General features: G+C 65.4%; 21 protein-coding genes. 11 read left to right on the top strand and 10 right to left on the bottom strand.

Going from position 1 to position 21,120, the window contains the following annotated elements; all coding sequences use genetic code 11:
* The first annotated feature begins 75 nt into the window (after nucleotides 1-75).
* The 4 genes from M1E01_RS13940 to M1E01_RS13925 all read left to right on the top strand — a co-directional run bounded on the left by M1E01_RS13940 (nucleotide 76) and on the right by M1E01_RS13925 (nucleotide 4,337).
* Nucleotides 76-1,038, top strand: coding sequence for an aldose 1-epimerase family protein (locus M1E01_RS13940; protein ID WP_457972164.1), 963 nt, complete (start codon nucleotides 76-78; stop codon nucleotides 1,036-1,038).
* Nucleotides 1,039-1,114: 76 nt separating this feature from the next.
* Nucleotides 1,115-2,431 carry an AI-2E family transporter gene (locus M1E01_RS13935; RefSeq protein WP_457972163.1) on the top strand — a complete coding sequence of 439 codons (1,317 nt, stop codon included), beginning with the start codon at nucleotides 1,115-1,117 and terminating at the stop codon, nucleotides 2,429-2,431.
* A gap of 4 nt (nucleotides 2,432-2,435) precedes the next feature.
* Nucleotides 2,436-3,674 (top strand): threonine ammonia-lyase, encoded by a 1,239-nt coding sequence (gene ilvA / locus M1E01_RS13930; protein WP_457972162.1) that lies wholly within the window; start codon nucleotides 2,436-2,438, stop codon nucleotides 3,672-3,674.
* A gap of 42 nt (nucleotides 3,675-3,716) precedes the next feature.
* Nucleotides 3,717-4,337, top strand: a complete 621-nt coding sequence (locus M1E01_RS13925; protein ID WP_457972161.1) for a rhomboid family intramembrane serine protease — start codon at nucleotides 3,717-3,719, stop codon at nucleotides 4,335-4,337.
* A 119-nt stretch (nucleotides 4,338-4,456) separates the two neighbouring features.
* Here M1E01_RS13925 and greA read toward each other — a convergent pair whose 3' ends face one another.
* Nucleotides 4,457-4,951 carry a transcription elongation factor GreA gene (gene greA / locus M1E01_RS13920; protein WP_457972160.1) on the bottom strand — a complete coding sequence of 165 codons (495 nt, stop codon included), beginning with the start codon at nucleotides 4,949-4,951 and terminating at the stop codon, nucleotides 4,457-4,459.
* A 163-nt stretch (nucleotides 4,952-5,114) separates the two neighbouring features.
* Nucleotides 5,115-5,582 (bottom strand): DUF4307 domain-containing protein, encoded by a 468-nt coding sequence (locus tag M1E01_RS13915; protein WP_457972159.1) that lies wholly within the window; start codon nucleotides 5,580-5,582, stop codon nucleotides 5,115-5,117.
* Nucleotides 5,583-5,664: 82 nt separating this feature from the next.
* Here M1E01_RS13915 and mca point away from each other — a divergent pair, with 82 nt between their 5' ends.
* The 3 genes from mca (at nucleotide 5,665) to M1E01_RS13900 (ending at nucleotide 9,082) form a co-directional block, all read left to right on the top strand.
* Nucleotides 5,665-6,570, top strand: coding sequence for a mycothiol conjugate amidase Mca (gene mca, locus M1E01_RS13910; protein WP_457972158.1), 906 nt, complete (start codon nucleotides 5,665-5,667; stop codon nucleotides 6,568-6,570).
* Between the two features lie 72 nt (nucleotides 6,571-6,642).
* On the top strand, nucleotides 6,643-6,921 hold the full coding sequence (locus tag M1E01_RS13905) for a hypothetical protein (protein ID WP_457972157.1): 279 nt from the start codon (nucleotides 6,643-6,645) through the stop codon (nucleotides 6,919-6,921).
* On the top strand, nucleotides 6,899-9,082 hold the full coding sequence (locus tag M1E01_RS13900) for a thioredoxin domain-containing protein (protein ID WP_457972156.1): 2,184 nt from the start codon (nucleotides 6,899-6,901) through the stop codon (nucleotides 9,080-9,082). The genes M1E01_RS13905 and M1E01_RS13900 overlap by 23 nt, the downstream gene beginning before the upstream one ends.
* Before the next feature lie 13 nt (nucleotides 9,083-9,095).
* Here M1E01_RS13900 and trhA read toward each other — a convergent pair whose 3' ends face one another.
* Nucleotides 9,096-9,746 (bottom strand): PAQR family membrane homeostasis protein TrhA, encoded by a 651-nt coding sequence (gene trhA, locus M1E01_RS13895; RefSeq protein WP_457974973.1) that lies wholly within the window; start codon nucleotides 9,744-9,746, stop codon nucleotides 9,096-9,098.
* Nucleotides 9,747-9,981: 235 nt separating this feature from the next.
* On the opposite strand from trhA, the gene M1E01_RS13890 reads away from it, so the two are divergent.
* A complete protein-coding gene (locus M1E01_RS13890; RefSeq protein WP_457972155.1) occupies nucleotides 9,982-10,743 on the top strand; it encodes an isoprenyl transferase in 762 nt (253 codons plus the stop codon).
* Between the two features lie 287 nt (nucleotides 10,744-11,030).
* On the top strand, nucleotides 11,031-12,461 hold the full coding sequence (locus tag M1E01_RS13885) for a PhoH family protein (RefSeq protein WP_457972154.1): 1,431 nt from the start codon (nucleotides 11,031-11,033) through the stop codon (nucleotides 12,459-12,461).
* A gap of 92 nt (nucleotides 12,462-12,553) precedes the next feature.
* Here the strand turns inward: M1E01_RS13885 and M1E01_RS13880 are convergent, their stop codons facing one another.
* Nucleotides 12,554-13,198 (bottom strand): GNAT family N-acetyltransferase, encoded by a 645-nt coding sequence (locus M1E01_RS13880; RefSeq protein WP_457972153.1) that lies wholly within the window; start codon nucleotides 13,196-13,198, stop codon nucleotides 12,554-12,556.
* Between the two features lie 28 nt (nucleotides 13,199-13,226).
* Nucleotides 13,227-14,009 carry a hypothetical protein gene (locus M1E01_RS13875; protein WP_457972152.1) on the bottom strand — a complete coding sequence of 261 codons (783 nt, stop codon included), beginning with the start codon at nucleotides 14,007-14,009 and terminating at the stop codon, nucleotides 13,227-13,229.
* A 58-nt stretch (nucleotides 14,010-14,067) separates the two neighbouring features.
* On the opposite strand from M1E01_RS13875, the gene M1E01_RS13870 reads away from it, so the two are divergent.
* Complete coding sequence (locus tag M1E01_RS13870; RefSeq protein WP_457972151.1) at nucleotides 14,068-14,622, top strand: prepilin peptidase; 555 nt, start codon at nucleotides 14,068-14,070, stop codon at nucleotides 14,620-14,622.
* A gap of 255 nt (nucleotides 14,623-14,877) precedes the next feature.
* Here the strand turns inward: M1E01_RS13870 and M1E01_RS13865 are convergent, their stop codons facing one another.
* The 3 genes from M1E01_RS13865 to M1E01_RS13855 form a co-directional block, all read right to left on the bottom strand.
* Complete coding sequence (locus M1E01_RS13865) at nucleotides 14,878-16,299, bottom strand: class II fumarate hydratase (protein ID WP_457972150.1); 1,422 nt, start codon at nucleotides 16,297-16,299, stop codon at nucleotides 14,878-14,880.
* 87 nt (nucleotides 16,300-16,386) lie between these two features.
* On the bottom strand, nucleotides 16,387-17,001 hold the full coding sequence (locus M1E01_RS13860; RefSeq protein ID WP_457972149.1) for a carbonic anhydrase: 615 nt from the start codon (nucleotides 16,999-17,001) through the stop codon (nucleotides 16,387-16,389).
* 9 nt (nucleotides 17,002-17,010) lie between these two features.
* Nucleotides 17,011-17,715, bottom strand: coding sequence for a DUF4245 domain-containing protein (locus M1E01_RS13855; protein ID WP_457972148.1), 705 nt, complete (start codon nucleotides 17,713-17,715; stop codon nucleotides 17,011-17,013).
* Nucleotides 17,716-17,899: 184 nt separating this feature from the next.
* Between M1E01_RS13855 and glpX the strand changes: the two genes are divergently transcribed.
* Nucleotides 17,900-18,922, top strand: a complete 1,023-nt coding sequence (gene glpX / locus M1E01_RS13850; protein WP_457974972.1) for a class II fructose-bisphosphatase — start codon at nucleotides 17,900-17,902, stop codon at nucleotides 18,920-18,922.
* Between the two features lie 158 nt (nucleotides 18,923-19,080).
* Here the strand turns inward: glpX and M1E01_RS13845 are convergent, their stop codons facing one another.
* Both M1E01_RS13845 and M1E01_RS13840 read right to left on the bottom strand, forming a co-directional pair.
* Nucleotides 19,081-20,022, bottom strand: coding sequence for an endonuclease domain-containing protein (locus M1E01_RS13845; protein WP_457972147.1), 942 nt, complete (start codon nucleotides 20,020-20,022; stop codon nucleotides 19,081-19,083).
* Nucleotides 20,023-20,149: 127 nt separating this feature from the next.
* Complete coding sequence (locus tag M1E01_RS13840; protein ID WP_457972146.1) at nucleotides 20,150-21,118, bottom strand: lipid II:glycine glycyltransferase FemX; 969 nt, start codon at nucleotides 21,116-21,118, stop codon at nucleotides 20,150-20,152.
* Between the last annotated feature and the right edge of the window lie 2 nt (nucleotides 21,119-21,120).

Genomic DNA, 21,120 nt, shown 5'->3' with positions numbered 1-21,120 from the left:
AACAAAAAGTGACAAATTGGCACTCTGGCCCAAGGTTCCTCCGCGGCTTCGGCCAGCGGTTGTACCGTAAGTCCCATGACTTCCGGCGCCGAAACAGAATCCAGCGATGACCAGCCCGAGCGCAGGCGCTATGCCTCCGGCCGGCAGTACGAACTCAGGCGGGGCGGTGCGCTCGCCGTCGTTACCGAACTCGCTGCGGGGCTGCGGTGGTACAGCCGCGCAGGTGTCCAGCTGACGGAGACCTATGCGGACGCGGAAATCCCTCCTGGCGGAGCCGGCATCACCCTGGCGCCCTGGGCGAACCGGGTGGAGGACGGCGCCTGGCAGCTCCATGGCAAAAAGCAGCAGCTGGACATCACAGAGGTGCCCAAGAACAACGCAAGCCACGGCCTCCTGCGCAACAGCTCCTACGCGCTCGTGGCGGAGTCGGAGTTTTCCGTGACCCTGGAGGCCCCCGTATTCCCCCAGCACGGCTACCCGTTCCTCGTGCGGCACCGCGTGGAGTACTCCCTTGCCGAGGACCTGGGGCTGGTGGTGCGCCAGACGCTGATCAACGACTCCCAGGCCGACGCGCCTTTCGTGCTCGGCGCGCACCCGTACCTGCGGCTCGGTGACGTTCCCAGCGAGGAGCTCACCCTCACCGTCAGGGCGGCAACACGCCTGGTGGCGGATGAACGGCTAATCCCGCGGAGCTCCGAACCGGTCAGCGGCGATACTGACCTGCGCCAGGGCAGGAAGGTGGAGGACCTGGACATCGACGTCTCCATGACGGACCTGGAGTTCGACGGCGGCATCGCCCGCCATACGCTGGCTGCCGCCGACGGCCGGAGCGTCAGCCTCTGGCAGGATGCGGGCTGCGCCTTCGCCCACGTCTTTGTCTCCACCAAGTACCCCCGCCGGACTAAGGCCGTGGCCATTGAACCCATGACCGGCCCGGCCAACGCCTTCAACTCCGGCCATGGCCTGCGCTGGCTTGCGCCGAATGACGCTTTCACCATGACGTGGGGGATCAGCGCGTCCCTGGACAGCGGCTCCTGACAGCAGTCCTTGAGCTCCTGGCAAGGCAAGGACTGCTCCGTTTCCCATAGCCGCGCAGCTAGGGAATTATGGGGCTATGACGCCAGCTAAGGACCCCTTGCCGGACGAGCCGGCCAGGCCAGCCATCCTTCCCCCTTCACGGCCCAGGACCGAGCGGGACATTGAGCAGGACATTCCCTACGGAGTGCGCATCGCTGCGGCCTGGGCGTGGCGGGTGGGGCTGATCCTGCTGATCATGGGCGTGTTGGTCTGGCTGCTCGGCAGGATCAGCTTCCTCATCATTCCGGTCATGGTGGCGGCGCTGCTGGCCGGCCTGCTCAGCCCGGTGGTCGGCTGGCTGCGCTCGCAGCGTCTGCCCAACGGGCTGGCCGTCGCCGTGACCGTGCTGGCATTCATCGGGGTCATAGCCGGAGCCCTGGCTCTGGTAGGGCGCCAACTGGCGCTGGGCTTCCGGGAGCTGTGGAATGAGGCCCTGGCGGGAATCCAGCAGATCCAGGACTGGCTGGCCGAGGGGCCGCTGCACCTGACGACGGCGCAGATCGACCAGTACATCCAGGAGGCCACAGCGGCGCTGCAAGACAACAGCCGCAGCATCCTCAGCGGAGCGCTTTCCTTCGGCAGCACCGCAGGCCACTTTGCTGCAGGCATGATCCTTGCCCTGTTCATCCTGATCTTCTTCCTCCTGGAAGGCGGACGGATCTGGGCCTTCCTGGTCCGGCTGCTGCCGCGGCGGGCCCGCATCCCCGCCGACGGAGCAGGGCGGCGCGGATGGGCTTCCATGGTCAGCTATGCACGGATCCAGATGTTCGTGGCCTTCGTTGACGCAGTGGGCATCGGAGTGGGTGCGGCCATCATTGGAGTTCCGCTGGCGCTGCCGCTCAGCGTGCTGGTTTTCATCGGATCCTTCATTCCCATCGTGGGTGCCCTGGTGACGGGAGCCATCGCCGTGCTGCTCGCACTCGTCGCCAACGGTCCGGTCAACGCGCTGGTGATGCTGGGCATCGTGCTCCTGGTACAGCAGCTGGAAAGCCACATCCTGCAGCCGCTCGTCATGGGCAAGGCCGTGGCGCTGCACCCTGTGGCTGTGATCCTCGCCGTCGCGGCCGGCTCCTACCTCGCCGGCATCCCCGGAGCCCTCTTCTCAGTCCCCATCCTGGCCGTAGCAAATTCGGCGATTCGGTATATTGCCGGCAGAACGTGGGAACATGATCAGGTACTGGCTGCCGCACGCGGTGCGTTTGCGGCGGCCCCGGCCGGCAGCGGCCAGGACAACACCATCAAGGAAGCCCGTCTGCCGGGCACCGGCCACGGCAAGGACGCCGGTCATGGAACGGGGGCTCCGGGCGGCAAGGCCGCCCCCGGCCCCGAAGCTGAATTTCCCAAAGGAGAATAAGTTCGTGAATACCCCTGAAAGCCTTCCCGTCACGCTGGACGATGTCCTTGAGGCGCAGAAGCTGCTTGACGGGATTATTACCCGCACACCCGTGGAATCCTCCCGCGCCCTCGGCAGCATGGTCGGCGGCCAGGTCTTCTTCAAGTGCGAGAACCTCCAGCGCGCCGGCTCCTTCAAGGTGCGCGGCGCCTACGTCAGGATGGCCCGGCTGTCCGACGCGGACAAGAAGCGCGGCGTTGTTGCCGCTTCCGCAGGAAACCACGCCCAAGGCGTGGCCGTTGCCGCCAAGAGCCTCGGCATCAAGGCGAGGATCTACATGCCGCTAGGCGTGGCGCTGCCCAAGCTCGCTGCGACCCGCAGCCACGGCGCCGAGGTCATCCTGCACGGCCACAACGTGGACGAGGCCCTCGCCGAGGCGCAGCGCTACGCCGACGACACCGGGGCCGTGTTCGTCCACCCCTTTGACAACGTGGACGTCGTGGCTGGCCAAGGCACCCTCGGGCTGGAAATCCTCGAACAGGTGCCCGACGTCGACACCATTCTCATGGGCGTCGGCGGCGGCGGACTTCTGGCCGGTGTTGCGGTCGCCGTGAAGGCGCGGGCCAAAGAGCTTGGCCGGGACATCCGCATCATCGGCGTCCAGGCCGAGAACGCCGCCGCTTATCCGCCGTCGCTGGCGGCAGACGCCCTGGTGCCGCTCAAGAAGGTGTCCACCATGGCCGACGGCATCGCCGTCGGCCGGCCGGGCCAGCTTCCGTTCAGCATCATCCGGGAACTGGTGGATGACGTGGTCACTGTCAGCGAGGACTCCCTGGCGCGCGCCCTGATCTTCCTGCTGGAACGCGCCAAAATGGTGGTGGAGCCCGCTGGTGCCGTTGGTGTGGCAGCTCTCATGGATGGCACGATCGAGAACCCGGGCACCACCGCCGTGGTGCTCTCCGGCGGGAACATCGACCCGATGCTGATGCTCAAGGTGATCCAGCGCGGCCTCTCAGCGGCGGGCCGTTACATGACCGTGCGGATGATGCTCGATGACCGGCCCGGTTCACTCGCCACCATTGCGCGGATCATTGCGGAGAACGACGCCAACGTGACCGGCCTGGACCATACGCGGGTAGGAGGCTCCATCAGCATGGGAGACGTTTCCATCACGGTGAACCTCGAAACCAAGGGCCACGAGCACGGAGAACAAGTGCTGGCAGCCTTGCGGGCCGAGGGCTTTCAACCGATCGTGGTGCATTAGAAAACTGATGCATTAGAGACTGGTGCATGAGGAGGTCATAAGATGCTGGAGCCACCACGGGACCCTTTCGCCGGGGACACGCCGGCGGCAAGGGACACCCCTGCTGCACGGGCCAAGGGCGGACTGCTGGTGGTCGGTTCCTTCGTGCTGCTGCTCTTCGCCATCGAGCTTCTCAACACCGCGTTGCTGCACGGGCTGAACCGGGTCTTCGGCCTTAGGCCCCGCAGCCCGGACGGGCTGCTCGACATTTTCACCTTTCCGCTGCTGCACTCCAACCTCAACCACGTCCTGTCCAATGCGCTGCCCCTGATTATTTTCGGCTTCCTGGTCTTCATGTCCGGGCTGCGGGTCTTCCTCACGGCTATTGTCTGCAGCTGGCTCGGCTCCGGCCTGGCGGTATGGCTGATCGGGGGCCGCGGCGTCACGGTGGGATCATCCGGGCTGGTTTTCGGGCTGTTTGCCTTCCTGCTGGTGAGGGGTTTCTTCAACCGCAGCTGGTGGCAGATTCTGCTCTCGCTCGTGCTGTTCACGGCGTACGGCAGCATCCTGTTCGGGTTGATTCCCAGCGTGGCGGGCTTCGTTTCCTGGCAGGCACATCTTGGCGGAGCGGTGGGCGGCGTCTTCGCCGCGGTACTGCTGCGGGCCCGCAGCAGCGCGACTTAAAGCGCGACGCCGGCCCTCCCGCAGCAGGAGGGCCGGCGTCGCGCGTTGCCGCAAGAGCTTTGGAACAACAGCCGCAATATCAGGCGGCAGGGCCGTATCAGGCGGCAGGGCCGTGGAGGCTAGCCCACGTACGGCTTGGCGGAAATGATCTCCACCGTGATCGCCTTGCCGTTGGGAGCGGTGTAGCTCAGGGTGTCGCCTTCTTTGTGGCCCATGATGGCCGCGCCGAGCGGTGACTTTTCGCTGAACACGTCGATGTCGGAATCTCCGGCGATCTCGCGCGAGCCGAGCAGGAAGGTCTCTTCGTCTCCGGCGATCCGGGCCACGACGATCATGCCGGGCTCGACGATTCCGTCGTCTGCCGGGGCCTCGCCAACGTGGGCGTCGCGAAGGAGCTGGGTGAGCTGACGGATGCGGGCCTCGATCTTGCCCTGCTCTTCTTTCGCCGCGTGGTAGCCGCCGTTTTCCTTGAGGTCACCTTCTTGGCGCGCGGCTTCGATCTTCTGGACGATCTCGGACCGGCCGGCGCTGGAAAGGTGGTCCAGCTCTGCCTTCAGGCGGTCAAAAGCTTCCTGGGTAAGCCAAGCTGCAGGCGCGCTGTTGGTGGTAGACACGGACATCTCCTCTAGTGGTTAGCAAGCAGGTCATACAAGCAAAGACCCCGCCACGGTGGCCACTTGTGGAACTCAGTAACCAACTCAGCGGGGTAAAGGTATTGGTTCATTGTAGTCAATCCTGTGGATAAAACCCAACGGCCGAGGGGTGTGGGTCACATACCTACTTGGCGTTCTCGGGGATCCAGCAGCTGTCCACGACGGCCGAGACGGACTGCGATTCGGTGCGCAGCACTTCACGCAGGGCCACCGTGCGGCCCCCGTCGGTGACCGATGCTTCTCCGGAATCGGGGGCAGCCGGGATGTCCACGACCTTCCACCCCACGATCGCGAACTTCGAATCGAGTGCCTTCACGGCGCACTGCACCTCGGTTCCGGGTTCACGCGTGACCTGGAAATCGATAGCGGCTTGGGTGGCATCCACCGTGATGTACCCGACGTCCTTAAATGTGACTGAAGACATGGCATTGGACGTGGAAACCCACGCCAGGAAACCCATCCCGACAGCCAGGGCCGCGATGGCTGCGTTCCGTTTGGCTTTACGGGACACCTGGCGCTTTGGACCGCCATAGCGATTGGCTAGGCTAATGTCTGCAGGCCGGGGAGTGCCCGACGTGTCCTCGGTAGTCACCCATCCAGTTTAGTGGGGATTCTACGGGGAAATATCCGGTAGTCCCCCCGGAAAGCAACAGCAGAAAGAGGAACAGTCCCAGATGGCAGCGTCCACGAGCCCGTCACCTTCGCTCCGCCTTATGGCAGTGCACGCCCACCCGGATGACGAGTCAAGCAAGGGCGCGGCAACGATGGCGATGTACGCGGCGTCCGGAGTGGACGTCATGGTGGCCACCTGCACGGACGGTTCCCGCGGGGACATCCAGAACCCCGCGATGTTGGGCGAGCCGCACCCGAAAAGGGATATGGCCGGCGCCCGGCGGCTCGAAATGCATGCGGCTGCACGCATCCTGGGAGTGAAACAGCGCTGGCTGGGGTTCGTGGACTCCGGATTGCCGGAAGGGGATCCGCTCCCGCCGCTGCCGCCGGGTTCGTTCGCGCTGCAGCCGCTGCACCGCGCCGCGGCGCCGCTGGTCCGCCTTGTCCGGGATTTTAAGCCGCACGTGATGATCAGCTACGACGAAAAGGGCGGCTACCCGCACCCCGACCACATCATGGCGCACCGCGTTGCCGTGGAGGCCTTCGAGGCAGCGGGAGACCCCGAGAAATACCTGGGCACCGGTGCAGCCTGGGCTCCGAGCAAGCTCTACTACGACCGCGCCTTCAGCCCTGAGCGCTTCCGCGCCCTGCACTTCGCGCTCGAGGAGGCCGGGCTCCAGTCGCCTTACGCCGAACGCCTGGCGGCATGGTTGGAAGCCGACGCCGAGGGACATACCGCGCCGCCGTCCACGCACCAGACCACTACCCAGGTGGACTGCGGGGACTACTTCGAGACCCGGGACGATGCCCTCCGGGCTCACCGCACCCAGGTCGACCCGCTGGGCTTCTTCTTCGCGGTGTCTCCCGACATGCAGCGCAGGGCGTGGCCCTGGGAGGACTACACCCTCATCCATTCGCGGGTAGCCACCGATCTCCCTGAGAAAGACCTGTTCGCGGGACTAAGATAGAGTCAAGACACGATTTCTATTTCATGTAGAAACAGCTAGTTCCAGAAACAGCGGTCCGAGAAAGTTCCAACAGTGCACTACATGCTCATCACCCTGGCGTCCTCGCCCGCGCCCTCGCCTTCCTTGCGGCCGGGCCTTTCGGAGGACCAGGTGACCCCCGGCCTGCTCGGCTTCCTGCTGACGGCCTTCATCGTGGTGCTGACGGCGCTGCTGATTGTAGACATGGTGCGCAGGATCCGGCGCGTGCGCTACCGCGCCCAGGTGGAAGAGGAACGCATGGCCGCTGCCGAGGCCGCGGACATCGCGCGCGACGAAGCCGCTGACGGCAATGCAGGACGCACAGACACCTGAGTCAGGTGCGCGAAACGCACTGGGCGATGAACCGTCTGCCTATCTGAGGCAGCACGCGGACAACCCGGTGCACTGGCAGCCCTTCGGAGACCAGGCCTTTGCCGACGCGGCCGCCCGGGACGTTCCCGTTTTCTTGTCGATCGGTTACGCGGCGTGCCACTGGTGCCACGTTATGGCCCACGAGTCCTTCGAAGACCAGGCCGTGGCCGACTACCTCAATCAGCACTTTGTCGCCGTCAAGGTGGACCGGGAAGAGCGGCCGGACGTCGACTCCGTCTATATGGCCGCGACGCAGGCGATCAGCGGTGAGGGCGGTTGGCCCATGTCGGTTTTCCTGACGCCGGAGGGACTCGCCTTTTACGCCGGCACGTATTACCCGCCGCGGCCCCTGCCCGGCAGACCCTCATTCTTGCAGGTGCTGGAGGCGGTGCACGACGCCTGGACCGAGCGCAGGGACGGCGTGGAGCAGAACGCCCGGGCGCTCGCGCAGAACATGGGCCAGGCCCAGCTTTCCGCCGCCGTGCGCCTTGATGGGCCTCCCGGACTGCTCGACCCGGATCTGTTGCCGGCTGCCGTCCGTTCGCTTGCCCTCTCGGAAGACCCCGACGCCGGTGGCTTCGGCGCCGCCCCGAAGTTTCCGCCGTCGGCGGTCCTGGAGTTTTTGGTTCGGCATGCGGCAGTGCCCTCGAAGACGGCAGGGGAGGCCCGCGCCATGGCCGGGCGGGCCCTGGCAGGAATGGCGCGTTCGGCCTTGTTCGACCAGCTCGACGGCGGGTTCGCCCGGTACTCGGTGACCCGGGACTGGTCCGTGCCGCACTTTGAAAAGATGCTGTACGACAACGCCCAGCTGCTGCGGGTCTATGTCCACTGGGTGCGTCTGGGCGGCACCGAAGGATTTCCGGCCGGGGAAGCTGCGGATGTTGCGGGGCGCACAGCCCGGTGGATGCTGGCAGCCCTCGGACTCGGAAGCAATGACCAGGCGCTGGCGTCCTCGCTGGATGCTGATTTCGTCATCAACGGGGTCCATCACGAAGGAGGTACCTATCTCTGGACTGTGGCCGGGCTTGAGGACGTGCTGGGCAGTGATGACGCGGCCGCCGTTGCGCGCATCATGAACGTCGGGGAGGAAGGCACCGTCTCGGAGCTCGGATCGCCCCTGCATCCGGCGCGGGCTCTTGGCGCGGACGAGGCCGCACTCTGGTCCCGGATCCGGCCCATCCTGCTCGCTGCCCGAAACGCCCGGCCGCAACCTGCCCGGGACGACAAAGTGGTGGCTGGCTGGAACGGCCTTGCCGTGGCCGCCCTCGCGGAGGCAGGGGCCGTGCTGGACGAGCCGGGACTGGTGGATTCAGCGGTGCGTATCGGCGGGTACCTGGAGCAGGTCCACTGGAAGCCAGATGAGGCCCGGCTGGTGCGTGTTTCCCATGATGGATTGGCACGTGGAATTGGTGGGCTGCTGGAGGACTACGCGTTTTGCGCCGAAGGCTTCCTGGCCCTGTTTTCCGTCACCGGCAACGCCCGCTGGTACCGGCTGGCAGAATCGCTGATCGCGGCAGCCCGCTCGCGGTTCATTGTCGACGGCAGCCTGGCAGATAGTGCGGGGGAATCCCGGCCCGTCACCAACGCCCAGGGCGGCAGGCCCGGTCTGGAACCCTTCGACGGTGCTGCGCCCAGCGGCGCGGCAGCGTTCGCCGGGGTCCTGCTGAGCTACGCCGCCCTGTCCGGCTCAGCCACTCACCGGGCGCTGGCCGGCAATATCCTGTCGCTGCTGCCCCCGCTTGCAACGCGGGCTCCCCGCGCCGTCGGCTGGCTGCTCGCCACCGCGCAGGCCGGTGCCGCCGGGCCGGTGGAGGCAGCCGTCGTCGGGGCAGCCGGACCTGCGAGGGAGGGGATGCACCGGGCCCTCGTGCGCTCTCCCAGCCCCGGCATGGTGATTGCCGTGGGAGAGCCGGTCGCCGGCGATCGAGGCGGGGACGCTGGAACCGGCGATGCTGCCGGCTCAGACGCCGGGACGGTGCCATTGCTGCGCGGCCGCGCGGCCGGGGCCGGTGGCAGTCCGCTGGTTTACCTTTGCCGCAATATGGCGTGCGATCGGCCGGTGGGGTCCGTACCCGAGGTGCTGGAAAGGCTCAATGCAGGTCCTGTCCCATCCCAGGGGTAGGACCTGCCCCATCCTAGGGGGCGGGGCTGAGGACAGCGATGACAATCGCCGCGAAGTGCGCGGCGAAGGCAAACACGGTAAACGCATGGAACAGTTCGTGGAAGCCAAAGTGCCTGTAGCTGATGTTCGGTTTCTTCAGCGCATAAAACACGGCCCCCGCAATGTACAGCCCACCGCCACTGCAGATCAGCAGTGCTGCGGGAACGCTCGCGGCGAAGAAGTCCGGAAGGTAGAACAATGCCCCGCATCCCAGGGCTATGTAGACCGGAACGTACAGCCAGCGCGGTGCATTGGTCCACAAGAGCCGGAACAGCACGCCAAGGATGGCGCCGGACCAGATCAGCCACAGCAGGAGCACCGCCGTCGGCCGTTCAAGAAGGCTCCATGCCAGCGGAGTGTAGCTCCCGGCGATGACCAGCATGATGTTCGTGTGGTCGAGGCGCTTCAAGACCGCTTTGACGCCCGGCGACCAGTTCCCGCGGTGGTAAAGGGCGCTGATGCCGAACAGCAGCACGCCGGTCAGGGCGTAGACGGCGGAGGCAATTTTTCGGTCCGGGGTGGGCGCAAGTATCAGCAGCACGATCCCGGAGGCCAGGGCCAGCGGAGCGGCTGCCGTGTGGATCCAGCCACGCCACTTCGGCTTGATCATCAGCAGTTCGGCAATGCGGACGGCCGCACCATCCACAGCTGCATTCACCGAGTTCGGCCGATGCTCCGGATTCCCCGGGCTGCCTGCCGGGCTAGTGTTCGCCATATCCTCAGGATAACCTGCCGGGCTGGTAGGTTACCCGTCAGTAACAGGGTGGGCCGGGAGGCCCGTCGCACACCCGACCCCTCCGGACGGTAGCCTAGGATTTGCACAGCAGTCAGTCAGCGCAGGAAGTCAGGTGAAGCCCCGGATGGAATTGCCCGGATTCCTCTATGGCTTCTACGAGCGCCGGCTCCTCCGGGCGATGGAGCCTGAGCGCATACCCAAGCACATCGGCGTTATGGTGGACGGCAACCGGCGCTGGGCGCGCCAGTTCAATGCCCCTACCAGCCAGGGCCACCAGGCCGGCGCGGACAAGATCCACGAGTTCCTTGGCTGGTGCCAGGAACTGGGAATCAGGGTGGTGACGCTCTACATGCTCTCCACCGACAACATGAGCCGGTCGGGCGAGGAACTGGACCTGCTCATGGGCATCATCGCCAACACGCTGGACCGCCTTGACGAAGACGCAGACATTTCGGTTCACGCCATGGGTGCCCCCGAGCTCCTCCCTGACTACCTGGCCGAGCGGCTCACCAAGCTGACCGCACGTACGCCTGTACGTGAAAAGCTGCACGTCAATGTGGCAGTGGGTTACGGCGGCCGCCGGGAGATTGTGGACGCCGTCCGTGAACTGCTGCATGACGCAGTGGCGCGCAATGCCGATATCAGCGAACTGGCGGACACTCTCTCCGTTGATGACATCTCCCGATTCCTCTACACCAGGGGCCAGCCCGACCCGGACCTGGTCATCCGGACGTCGGGAGAGCAACGTCTGTCGGGCTTTCTGATGTGGCAGAGCGCCTACAGCGAGTTCTACTTCTGCGAAGCGCTCTGGCCTGCGTTCCGAAAGGTCGATTTCCTGCGTGCCCTCAGGGACTACGCCGGGCGGCAGCGCCGCTTCGGCTCCTGACTGTGCCGCTGACTGATGCGGCTGCGGTTGCCAGCAGGCTTGCCGGCCGCCCGGTTCACCTCGAATTCACACTCCGGCAACAGGAATCGCCGCTGCAGGACGTTGGAAATTTGTTGGGGGAGATTTACGTTAGACCCATCAGCAGGCAAACCGCCGGCTGATCGGGGAGGCCAGTACATGGAGCGGACAATCGCACCGGATGTATGGGAGGAGGCCGAGCCCGGCCTCCGGGCCGAGCCGCCTCACCACTAACAATTCCGGGCATGTGCCCCGGGGCTGGAGTCGATGTGGCTAATTCTGAACAACTGCCCGCAGTCATCACGGACCAGGGTGAGGAGGCTACTTCTCGCACGAAGCGAGAGAATTCACAGACCGGCGCGGCCACGGAAGATGTCGCAGCCGGTCTTGCTGTTTCCGGCCCAGAAGCCCAGCCAGCTGTCTCGACGTTCGTTATTGACACGTCTGTGTTGCTATCCGATCCCCGCGCGCTGCTGCGCTTCGCGGAGCATGAAGTGGTCTTGCCCATCGTGGTGATCACCGAGCTCGAGGGCAAGCGGCATGACCCCGAACTGGGCTACTTCGCAAGGGCCGCGCTCCGGCTCCTCGACGACCTCAGGGTCCAGCACGGCGGCCTCAACCGACCCATCCCGCTGGGCGAGGCCGGCGGAACACTCATGGTGGAGCTGAACCACATCTCCTCTGAAGTGCTTCCGGCAGGCTTCCGCGGCGGCGACAATGACAGCCGCATCCTCGCCGTCGCAATGAATCTTGCCAACGAGGGCAGGAATGTGACGGTCGTTTCCAAGGACCTCCCCATGCGGGTCAAGGCCTCCGCGATGGGGCTGCTGGCTGACGAATACAGGAACGAGCTGGTCAAGGACTCAGGGTGGACCGGCGTCGCGGAAGTTGACGCCAGCGAGGCGGAGATCTCCACCCTCTATGGCCACGAACCGGTCTTCATTCCCGCCGCGGCAGAGCTGCCCGTCAACACCGGCCTGGTCCTGCTGTCCAACAGGGGATCAGCCCTCGGCCGGGTCGGCCCGGACAAGCAGGTCCGCCTCGTGAAGGGGGACCGCGATGTCTTTGGCCTCCACGGGCGTTCGGCCGAACAGCGGCTGGCCATCGACATGCTGATGGATCCGGCGGTGGGCATCGTCTCCATCGGCGGGCGGGCAGGCACCGGCAAATCTGCGCTCGCCCTGTGTGCCGGGCTGGAGGCCGTGCTGGAGCGCAGAGAACACCGCAAGGTGGTCGTCTTCCGTCCCCTTTACGCCGTGGGCGGCCAGGAGCTTGGCTACTTGCCCGGTTCAGAGGCCGAGAAGATGAACCCGTGGGCGCAAGCTGTCTTTGACACGCTCGGAGCACTCGTCAGCCAGGAAGTGGTGGAGGAGGTGATGGACCGCGGGATGCTGGAGGTCATGCCGCTGACCCATATCCGCGGCCGCTCGCTGCACGATGCCTTCGTGATTGTGGACGAGGCACAGTCCCTCGAGAAGAACGTGCTGCTGACCGTCATGAGCCGCATCGGGCAGAACTCGAAGATTGTCCTCACCCACGACGTTGCCCAGCGGGACAACCTTCGGGTTGGCCGCCACGACGGCGTTGCAGCGGTAGTTGAGACGCTCAAGGGACACCCGCTCTTCGGGCACATCACGCTCACCCGTTCGGAGCGCTCGCCCATCGCGGCCCTTGTCACCGAGCTTCTGGAAGGGGCCTGAGACTTAGGAAACGCGACGAGCCGTGGCCCTGTTTACCGGGCCGCGGTTCTTCGCTGACTGAGCCTGCGACGCCAAGCGGATCGTGGACGCTGCTAGATCCCGAGGAACTGTGCGGTTGACCCGTGGCCCTCTACCGATAGCTGCCAGTCGGGACGTTTCAGGGTTTCCGGCGTGAGGCGTACCCGCTGGACGGTTTCGGCCTTCCCGCCCCATGACATGCGTGTCACTCCATTCAGCTCGTATCCGAGGGACCGTGATACTCCGAGGGAGGCGGCGTTCCAGTCCGCAGCTTCGGACTCCGCGACGTCGGCCTTGATCCAGTCAAAGGCATACAGTGCGACGGCGGCGCGCATCTCCTTGCCGAAGCCGCGGCCGTGCGCATCCCTCCTCAGCCAGGAACCGGTGGTCACGGTCCTGAGGACGGCGAAATCCTTGGCCTCGATGTCCTGGCAGCCTAGAAAGGTATCGCCGTGCCAGATGCCAAGGATGAGGGACCAGGACTCCGGCGTGCTATTGGCCCGGCACTGCCAGTACCAGCGCGCCATGCCGGGACCCAGCCGGTCGGGCGGTGATTCGGCCCATGGTGTGCTGAAAGGGTTCCGGCCCCGCTCATGAATGCCGCTGGCTGCCGCCTCCACCGCGGCGGGAATGTCGTCGTCCCGAAGCGGGCGCAACACGAGCCGGGGAGTTGCCAGCCTCAGGGCGAACGGCGGAAAAACAGACGTCAGCTGGGTCATGAGGGAAGCCTAGCCCACGCCTGCCAGCTCAGGCGGGGTCGGGATGCAGCGGCCACTGGATGTGCTCCCGAACGTCCGTCAGGTTCACCGGTTCAGCGACGAAGAGGTCATCAAGCATGTATTCGTCGACGGCGAGGATGCGGATGGCATGTCCGGGAGCATCCGGTCCTTTATCCAGGGCTTCGCAGGACACACAGACACCGGTTCCGATATCGATTCGGATGCGTGTCCGCCCCGGTCCGCATAGGGGGTACTCCGGATCCAGCGGACGGTAGCCTGGATTCGGAGTCACCACCGCCTCCCAAGCGGGGCGCCCTTCGTGCTCGACCTCCCCCACCGGTTCGAGCAGCTCCACAGCGTTGGCATGGGGGAACTCCATCGGAACGGGAGCGTTGCCGGCGAGCTCCACAGGATCAAGGGCTGCGGCAAGGCGGCTGTTTCCGAACGACGGTTCACCGTACGCCGCCTCCGGGCGGCGCCTGACCAGCCCTGCGCCGTCGTAAACGGGCGTGACCAGATGCGCCGGCAGGAGCCACGACCGCCGGGTGGCGCTGATATACAGGCCGTCCCGGGAATCGTTGATTCCGGTGGTGCTGTGCAGCAGCGTGCCGTCCATAGCTTCAAGACGGAGTGCACCAGGGCGGCGCAGCCAGGCACGCACCGGGCCTGCGCCGGAGGTCTCGCGGTATTCGAACCGGAGGGATTGCCATTTCCAAGGGGACGATCGGCAGAGGTTCCGAAAGGTTCCGGGGTCCAGTGACATCGCGGATCCGCCGTGCTCCTGCCGGTGTTTGGCATCCCAGGTCCCCATATCCACAGTTTACGCGGGGGGCGCGCGGCGGACGGACCGGATCCAGTAGCATCCGAGAGTGATCCAACGACTGGACGGACTCTGGCAGGCGGCCCCTCCCGCCTTTTGGCTGGTCCTCGCTGCCTGCGCCTACTTCGCCGTAATGGCCGTGCGGCTGACGGTGATCGACATCCGCCACCACCTGCTGCCGAACAGGATCGTTTTCCCGTCCTATGCCGTTGCGGGAGGCTTATTGCTTGGGGCCGTAGCCAGCCTGGTGATCACGGCGCCCGGAAGCGGCGTGCCGGATGCCGCGGCCCAGTTGTTCGGGGTGCCCGCACTCCGGATCCTGGCGGGGGGAGCGGTCCTCTGGCTGTTCTACTTCGTCCTGCGGCTGGTGTATCCGCCCGGGATGGGCTTCGGCGACGTGAAGTTAGCTGGCGTGCTGGGAATGTACCTGGGGTATCTGGGCTGGACGCACGTCTTTGCGGGCACGTTCGCCGCGTTCCTGCTGGGCGGCTTGTGGAGCATCGCCCTGCTGGTGTCGCGGCGCGGCACGCTCAAATCCGCGATTCCCTTCGGCCCCTTCATGCTGGCCGGCGCCGCCGCCGCCATGGCCGTGCTCCCCGCCTAGGGAGAATCACTGCGCGAACGGACACTTGGTGCCCTCGCCTGGCAAGAGTCGCGGCGCGAGCGGACACTTCGGGCCCAAGCCCAGCAAGAATCGCTGCGCGAACGGACACTTGTGGCCCAGGAGGCGCAAGATCCCATGCGGTGCAAAAGCTGCCTCAACCACGGCGGCCGCCCGCCTTCGCAGGGAAGGTGGGCGGCCGCCGTCGTACGTCAGATCTGTTGTACGTCAGTTCTGGGAAGTCCAGACCTCAGAAAGTCATGCCTTGTGCGGCGGGCGCGTCATCGACATGACGTCCAGGGCGGTGTCCAGTTGCTCCTCGGTCAGTTCGCCGCGTTCCAGGAAGCCCATGGCGACCACGGCCTCGCGGATCGTGAGGCCTTCAGCGACGGCCTTCTTGGCGATCTTGGCGGCGTTCTCGTACCCGATGTACTTGTTCAGCGGGGTGACAATGGACGGCGAGGCCTCGGCCAGGAAGCGGGCGCGCTCGGTGTTGGCGGTGATGCCGTCGATCATCTTGTCCGCCATGACGCGGCTGGTGTTGGCCAGCAGGCGGACGGATTCGAGCAGGTTCGCCGCCATCACCGGGATGCCGACGTTCAGTTCAAAGGCGCCGTTCGTGCCGGACCAGGCGATGGCGGTGTCGTTGCCGATGACCTGGGCGCACACCATGATGGAGGCCTCGCAGATGACAGGGTTGACCTTGCCCGGCATGATGGATGAGCCCGGCTGCAGGTCGGGGATCGCAATTTCGCCGAGGCCGGTGTTGGGGCCGGAGCCCATCCAGCGCAGGTCATTGTTGATCTTCATGAAGGAGATGGCAATGTTGCGCAGCTGGCTTGAAGCTTCGATGAGCCCGTCGCGGTTGGCCTGGGCTTCGAAGTGGTCGCGGGCTTCGGTCAGGGGCAGCCCGGTGTCGGTGGCGAGCAGTTCGATGACGCGCTCGGGGAAGCCCGCCGGGGTGTTGATGCCGGTGCCTACGGCGGTGCCGCCGAGGGGAACCTCCGCTACGCGGGGAAGCGCAGCGTTGATGCGCTCGATGCCGTAGCGGACCTGCGCCGCGTAGCCGCCGAACTCCTGGCCAAGGGTCACGGGGGTGGCGTCCATGAGGTGGGTGCGGCCGGACTTGACGACGTCCTTGAACTCAACGGCCTTCCGCTCAAGGGACTCGGCGAGGTAGCCGAGCGCCGGGATGAGGTCGTTGAGCAGGGCCGAGGTGGCGGCCACGTGGACCGAGGTGGGAAACACGTCGTTGGAGGACTGCGAGGCGTTGACGTGGTCGTTGGGGTGGACCACCTTGTCGCTGCCGGCGGCCTTGAGGGCGCGGGTAGCCAGCTCGGCAAGGACCTCGTTGGTGTTCATGTTCGAGGACGTGCCGGAGCCGGTCTGGAAAACGTCGATGGGGAAGTCGCCGTCGTACTTGCCCGTGGCCACCTCATCGGCAGCTTCCGCGATCGCCTTGGCCAGCTCGCCGTCGAGCACGCCCAGTTCTGCGTTGGCCTGGGCAGCGGCCTTCTTGACCCGGGCCAGCGCCTCAATGTGCGCGCGTTCCAGGGTCTTTCCGGAGATCGGGAAGTTCTCGACTGCACGTTGCGTCTGCGCGCGGTACAGGGCGTTCACGGGGACGCGGACTTCGCCCATCGTGTCATATTCAATACGGAACTCTTCAGTGGAAGTCATGGGGCTAGCTTAGGGTGATCTTCCGCCGCATCGAAAACCGTGAACTGCTTGCTACGGCGGTCCCGAAAGGGCCCGCCGTTGGCAGCCCTAAAGCTCGCCGATTCCGGAAACAAGCTCCGCGTGGCCCTCTGCAAGGCTGTAAGAAAGCCCGATGACCGCTGCCTGGCCTTTTTCGATTGCGTCCGAAATCACACGCGAGCTGTCGACGAGCCGCTGTGAGGTCTGCTTGACGTGCTCTACCACCATGTCGTTGACCTCGGTCTGGTCATTGCGGAGGGATGTCAGCACTGACGGCGTGATGCGCTCCACGAGGTCCCGAATGAAGCCCGTGGGCATCTGCCCGGTTTCCACCGCGGACTTGGTGGCGCTTACCGCGCCGCAGCTATCGTGGCCGAGCACGACGATCAGCGGCACCCCCAGCACGCCGATGCTGTACTCGAGCGAGCCCAGGACGGCGTCATCGATGACCTGTCCCGCGGTCCGCACCACGAAAACGTCACCAAGGCCGACGTCGAAAATGATTTCTGCGGCGAGCCGTGAGTCCGAGCAGCCGAAAATCACAGCGAAGGGGTGCTGGTTTTCCACCAGGGACGACCGCCGTGAGGCGTCTTGGTTAGGGTGAGAGGTATCACCGCTGACGAAGCGTTCGTTTCCTTCGCGCAGGCGGCGCCAGGCCAGAGCAGGGGTCAAATAAGTTGCCACGGCCCTACCTTACGGGCTGGGGGTCACCGAAGGGGAAACCGTTACTGCCGGGTTACTGTCCATGGACTTTACGACGGCGGCAGCCAGTGCCGCGAATTCGTCCAATTGGGCGTCACCGCGCAGGATAACGGTGGTTCCGCGGTGGTTCAGCACCATGTTTTTCTCACCCTTGCCGGTGTCCCGGAGCTCCCAGTCGCGGCCCCCGGCCTCCCGGGTGCCGGTCACCGGCGCATTCTTTGTTTCCTGCAGTAGCCAGGTGGGATTTGCCCGACGGGTCTGGACCAGGCCGATGAAAGCTTCCTTGGCGGTGACATATCCGACCTCCCACGTGGGCACCCCCGATGCTGTCCCGGCCTCCCAACGGGCGTAATTGGGTCTGAATGTGTCGCCAGGTTCCGGCGCGACCGGTGTGAATCCCGCCACACCTGCCGCGTTGCCGGCCACCGCGCTGACGTTGATATCCGGACGGAAACCTTCCGTCTTCGGCGCCGGATTCATCAGGACGATCGGCAGGAAGGCGGCGATGCTGACCACCAGCGCGATGATCATTCCTATGACGGAAGCATTGGCACGCTTGGCCGCAGCGGCGGGGATCACCGGCTTGACCGGCTGGGCGGCCGGATCGGGGGAGGCCGCAGAGGAGCCGTGCCCGGCTGCGCGGTTATCGGGGGCGGACCTGTCCTGCGTTTCACTCACCCTTCTATAGTCGCCCATGCACGCTCTGATCTCACATTCCGGGCAGTGGGCGGTGAGGAGCTTCACACGTTGGTCATGCCACCACCTCTGCTGCCTGCCGCGACTATGATCAGTAACAGAGGAATCACCGCGCGTGCCTGCCATGGCACAGCGGGTTCAATGATCGCCACTCGAAGAAGAGGTTCACGTGTCACCAGCGTCCATGACCCAGAAGTATTCAACGCTTTCCCCCTCGCTCGCCGTCGGAACCGACGAGCCGGACCGCAACCTCGCACTTGAGCTTGTCCGCGTCACGGAAGCCGCGGCAATCGCCGGCGGCCACTGGGTCGGATTCGGCGACAAGAACAAGGCAGACGGCGCCGCCGTCGATGCAATGCGCTCCTTCCTTCACACCGTCCACTTCAACGGCGTAGTGGTCATCGGTGAAGGTGAAAAAGACGAAGCCCCGATGCTGTTCAACGGCGAACAGGTAGGTGACGGCACCGGTCCCGAGTGCGATGTCGCCGTCGATCCCATCGACGGAACCCGCCTGACCGCGCTGGGCATCAACAACGCCCTCGCCGTCCTGGCCGTGGCAGAACGCGGCTCCATGTTCGACCCGTCGGCAGTGTTCTACATGGAGAAGCTCGTCACGGGCCCCGAAGCTGCGGACATGGTGGACCTGCGCCTGCCCGTCAAGCAGAACCTGCACCTGATCGCCAAGGCCAAGGGCGTCAAGGTCAACCAGCTCAACGTCATGATCCTCGACCGTGACCGCCACCGCCCGCTGGTGGAGGAAATCCGCGAGGCCGGCGCCCGCACCAAGTTCATCATGGACGGTGACGTTGCCGGCGCCATCGCCGCTGCCCGCTCCGGCACCGGCGTGGACGCGCTGATGGGTATCGGCGGAACGCCTGAAGGCATCGTCGCCGCCTGCGCCATCAAGTCACTCGGCGGCGTCATCCAGGGCCGGCTCTGGCCTACCAGTGATGACGAAAAGCAAAAGGCTATCGACGCCGGCCACGACCTTGAGCGCGTCCTCTCCACGAACGACCTCGTCAAGAGCGACAACTGCTACTTCGCCGCCACCGGCATCACTGACGGCGACCTGCTCAAGGGTGTGCGGTACGACAAGGACAAGGTGCTGACGCAGTCGATCGTGATGCGCTCCAAGTCCGGCACGATCCGTTTCGTTGACGGCGAGCACCAGGCCAGCAAGTGGGAAGGCTACGCCCGCAGGAGCTAGTCGCAACCCGGCGCAAATAGAGCGCCTCTCTGCGCGATCAGCGCCCCGCTGCGCGGACGGTGCGCGTGTCCCTGCGCGAACGTACACCTGTGGCCCCAATTCCGAACCGGTTTGGGGCCACAAGTGTACGTTCGTGCTGCCCCGGGGTGGAGGGCGTCCTAGGCGCCCGACGCCCCGCGCCGCAGCCGTCGGTCCAGCGCAGCCCGAACCTTCTCAAGGACGAATGGCCTGTCGCCGTCGAGATCGTCTTTGTATATTCTGAGTTCCGTCCAGCCGAGGCGCTCGGTGAGCTCCTTGCGCTTCCTGTCGCGCGCGGCCTGCTCCGGATCCGAATGATGTGAGCCGTCGTATTGCAGCGCAAGGCGGTGTTCCGGATATGCACCGTCCGGCCACACGGCCGGCTGGCCCCAGCTGCTGTGAATCACGTGATTCAGAATGGGTTCGCCTAGCTTCGTCCTGGCCAGAACCAGCCGCATTCTTGTTTCCTGCGGCGAGTCTGCCCCTACACGGATCTCGGGGAGGGCCAGCCGCGCTGTTTTCATGCCCCGCATGCCCGGGTGCGCGGCAATGATTCGCCGCAGATCGTCAATAGTCGCCAGGGGCGATCTCGGCTTCGGAAAGTCCGGGCCGTGGGAAACCACCACGCAGTCTCCCGCGGCGATCAAGTCGTCGACGCTAAGCAGGTTGGCGAGATCGAGCCAAGTACGTGCCGGCGAGGTGACCCGGACGCCGTCGTGGACCACCACTTCGCCTGGTCCAAGAGTAAGGCGATGGCCGACGACGTTTCGCCGACGTGGTTTGCTGTCGTCCCGGCCGCGTGCCACATGGATTTTCCAGTCCTCTTCCATCCAGCCGGGAAGGCTAAAGCCCCATATCCTGGCCCCGGAATGATGTGTCAAGGTGGACCGTGCCGCCACCGCGGCGTACGCCCGCAGATGTGCGCCCGTGGTTGGCTCGCCCTCAAGAGGAACGCGGATACCGCGGGAAGGGATGACGACGTCGGGCTGCCGCTGGCGTTTCCGGGACACGCCCTGGGCCACAGCCTGTACTGAGGTGAATGATCCCGCCAGCAGATGCTGGGGTAGTGGTGAGAGGCCCATGCTCCAGTGTGTGGCGGTCAAGGGCCCGCCGAAGCGTTATCCACAGGCAAAAGCTGGGTATGCGGCGCGAACGGACACTTGTGGCCCCGAAGCATCCCGGCGACGGGGCCGCAAGTGTCCGTTCGCGCTAAGAGGTGGGGCGTTTGATGCGCTTGAGGGCGGTGCGGAGCGCCTCGCGGAGCTTGCGGGCTACCTGGTAGGCAGCGTAGCGGGGCTTGTTCACGGGCAGGTCCCAGGTTCCCGGATAGGCAATTTCTCGCCCCCCGAAGGATTTCTTGAAGGCGCTGAACCCGGCCCACTTATGGTCAGGCTCATCGGCAGGCGCCACGCCCCAGAGGTCCACGTGCTTCAGGCCCTTTTCCTTGGCGTCGGCCATCAGGGTGACCAACAGCGGAATGCCTGCGCTGAGCTTCCGGTGGGTGTCGTCCATGGCAGCGTGGGCATACGTCCGGGTATCCGCGGAATCGTAGGCAAGGGCCGCTGCGATGGGTCCCCCGTGGAGTTCGGCCACGAACAGGGTTGCCGCTTTAGCAGGCATCATGGACTCGGCCACCTGAGTCAGGTACTCGTCGCTTTGCGGCTTGAAGCCGTTGCGCCGAGCTGTCAGGTGCAGGAAGTTCAGCAGGATCCTGATGTCCTCCGGATCCTGGGTGGAACGGAACGTGACACCCTTTTTGTGGATGTTCCGGTAGAGGTTCCGGTTGACCGGCTTCATGTCGGCCAGGACGTCCTTGAAGTCCCGGTCGAGGTCCACGATCCAGCTGAGCTCTGGCTGCTGGCTGACGGGGGCAGGCTGGAGCCCCCGGCTCTTCAGCTCGCCGGCTGCCGTTGCCGGGTCCAGCCCGGCCGTCACGGGTTCGATTCTGACGAAGACCGCGTGGCACGATTTTGCGAGCTCCACCAGGGCTGCCAGCGCGTCGTCAAATGCAGCGGCGGACCGGGCCACCGGCCCGTAGGGCGCGTACAGCACCTTGCCGGCGGGGTTCTTTTCCTCGATGGCCAGGAAGCTCCAGCCCTCGCCGGACCGCTGGTGGACGCGGCGTCCGAGGGACCGCTGGAAGTCGGCCCACGCCTCGGTCTGCAGAAAGTATTCCACAG

The sequence above is a fragment of the Arthrobacter sp. D1-17 genome (assembly GCF_054130535.1).
The sequence above is the reverse complement of the archived record's forward strand: the minus strand, read 5'-3'. Positions and strand labels throughout refer to the sequence as shown.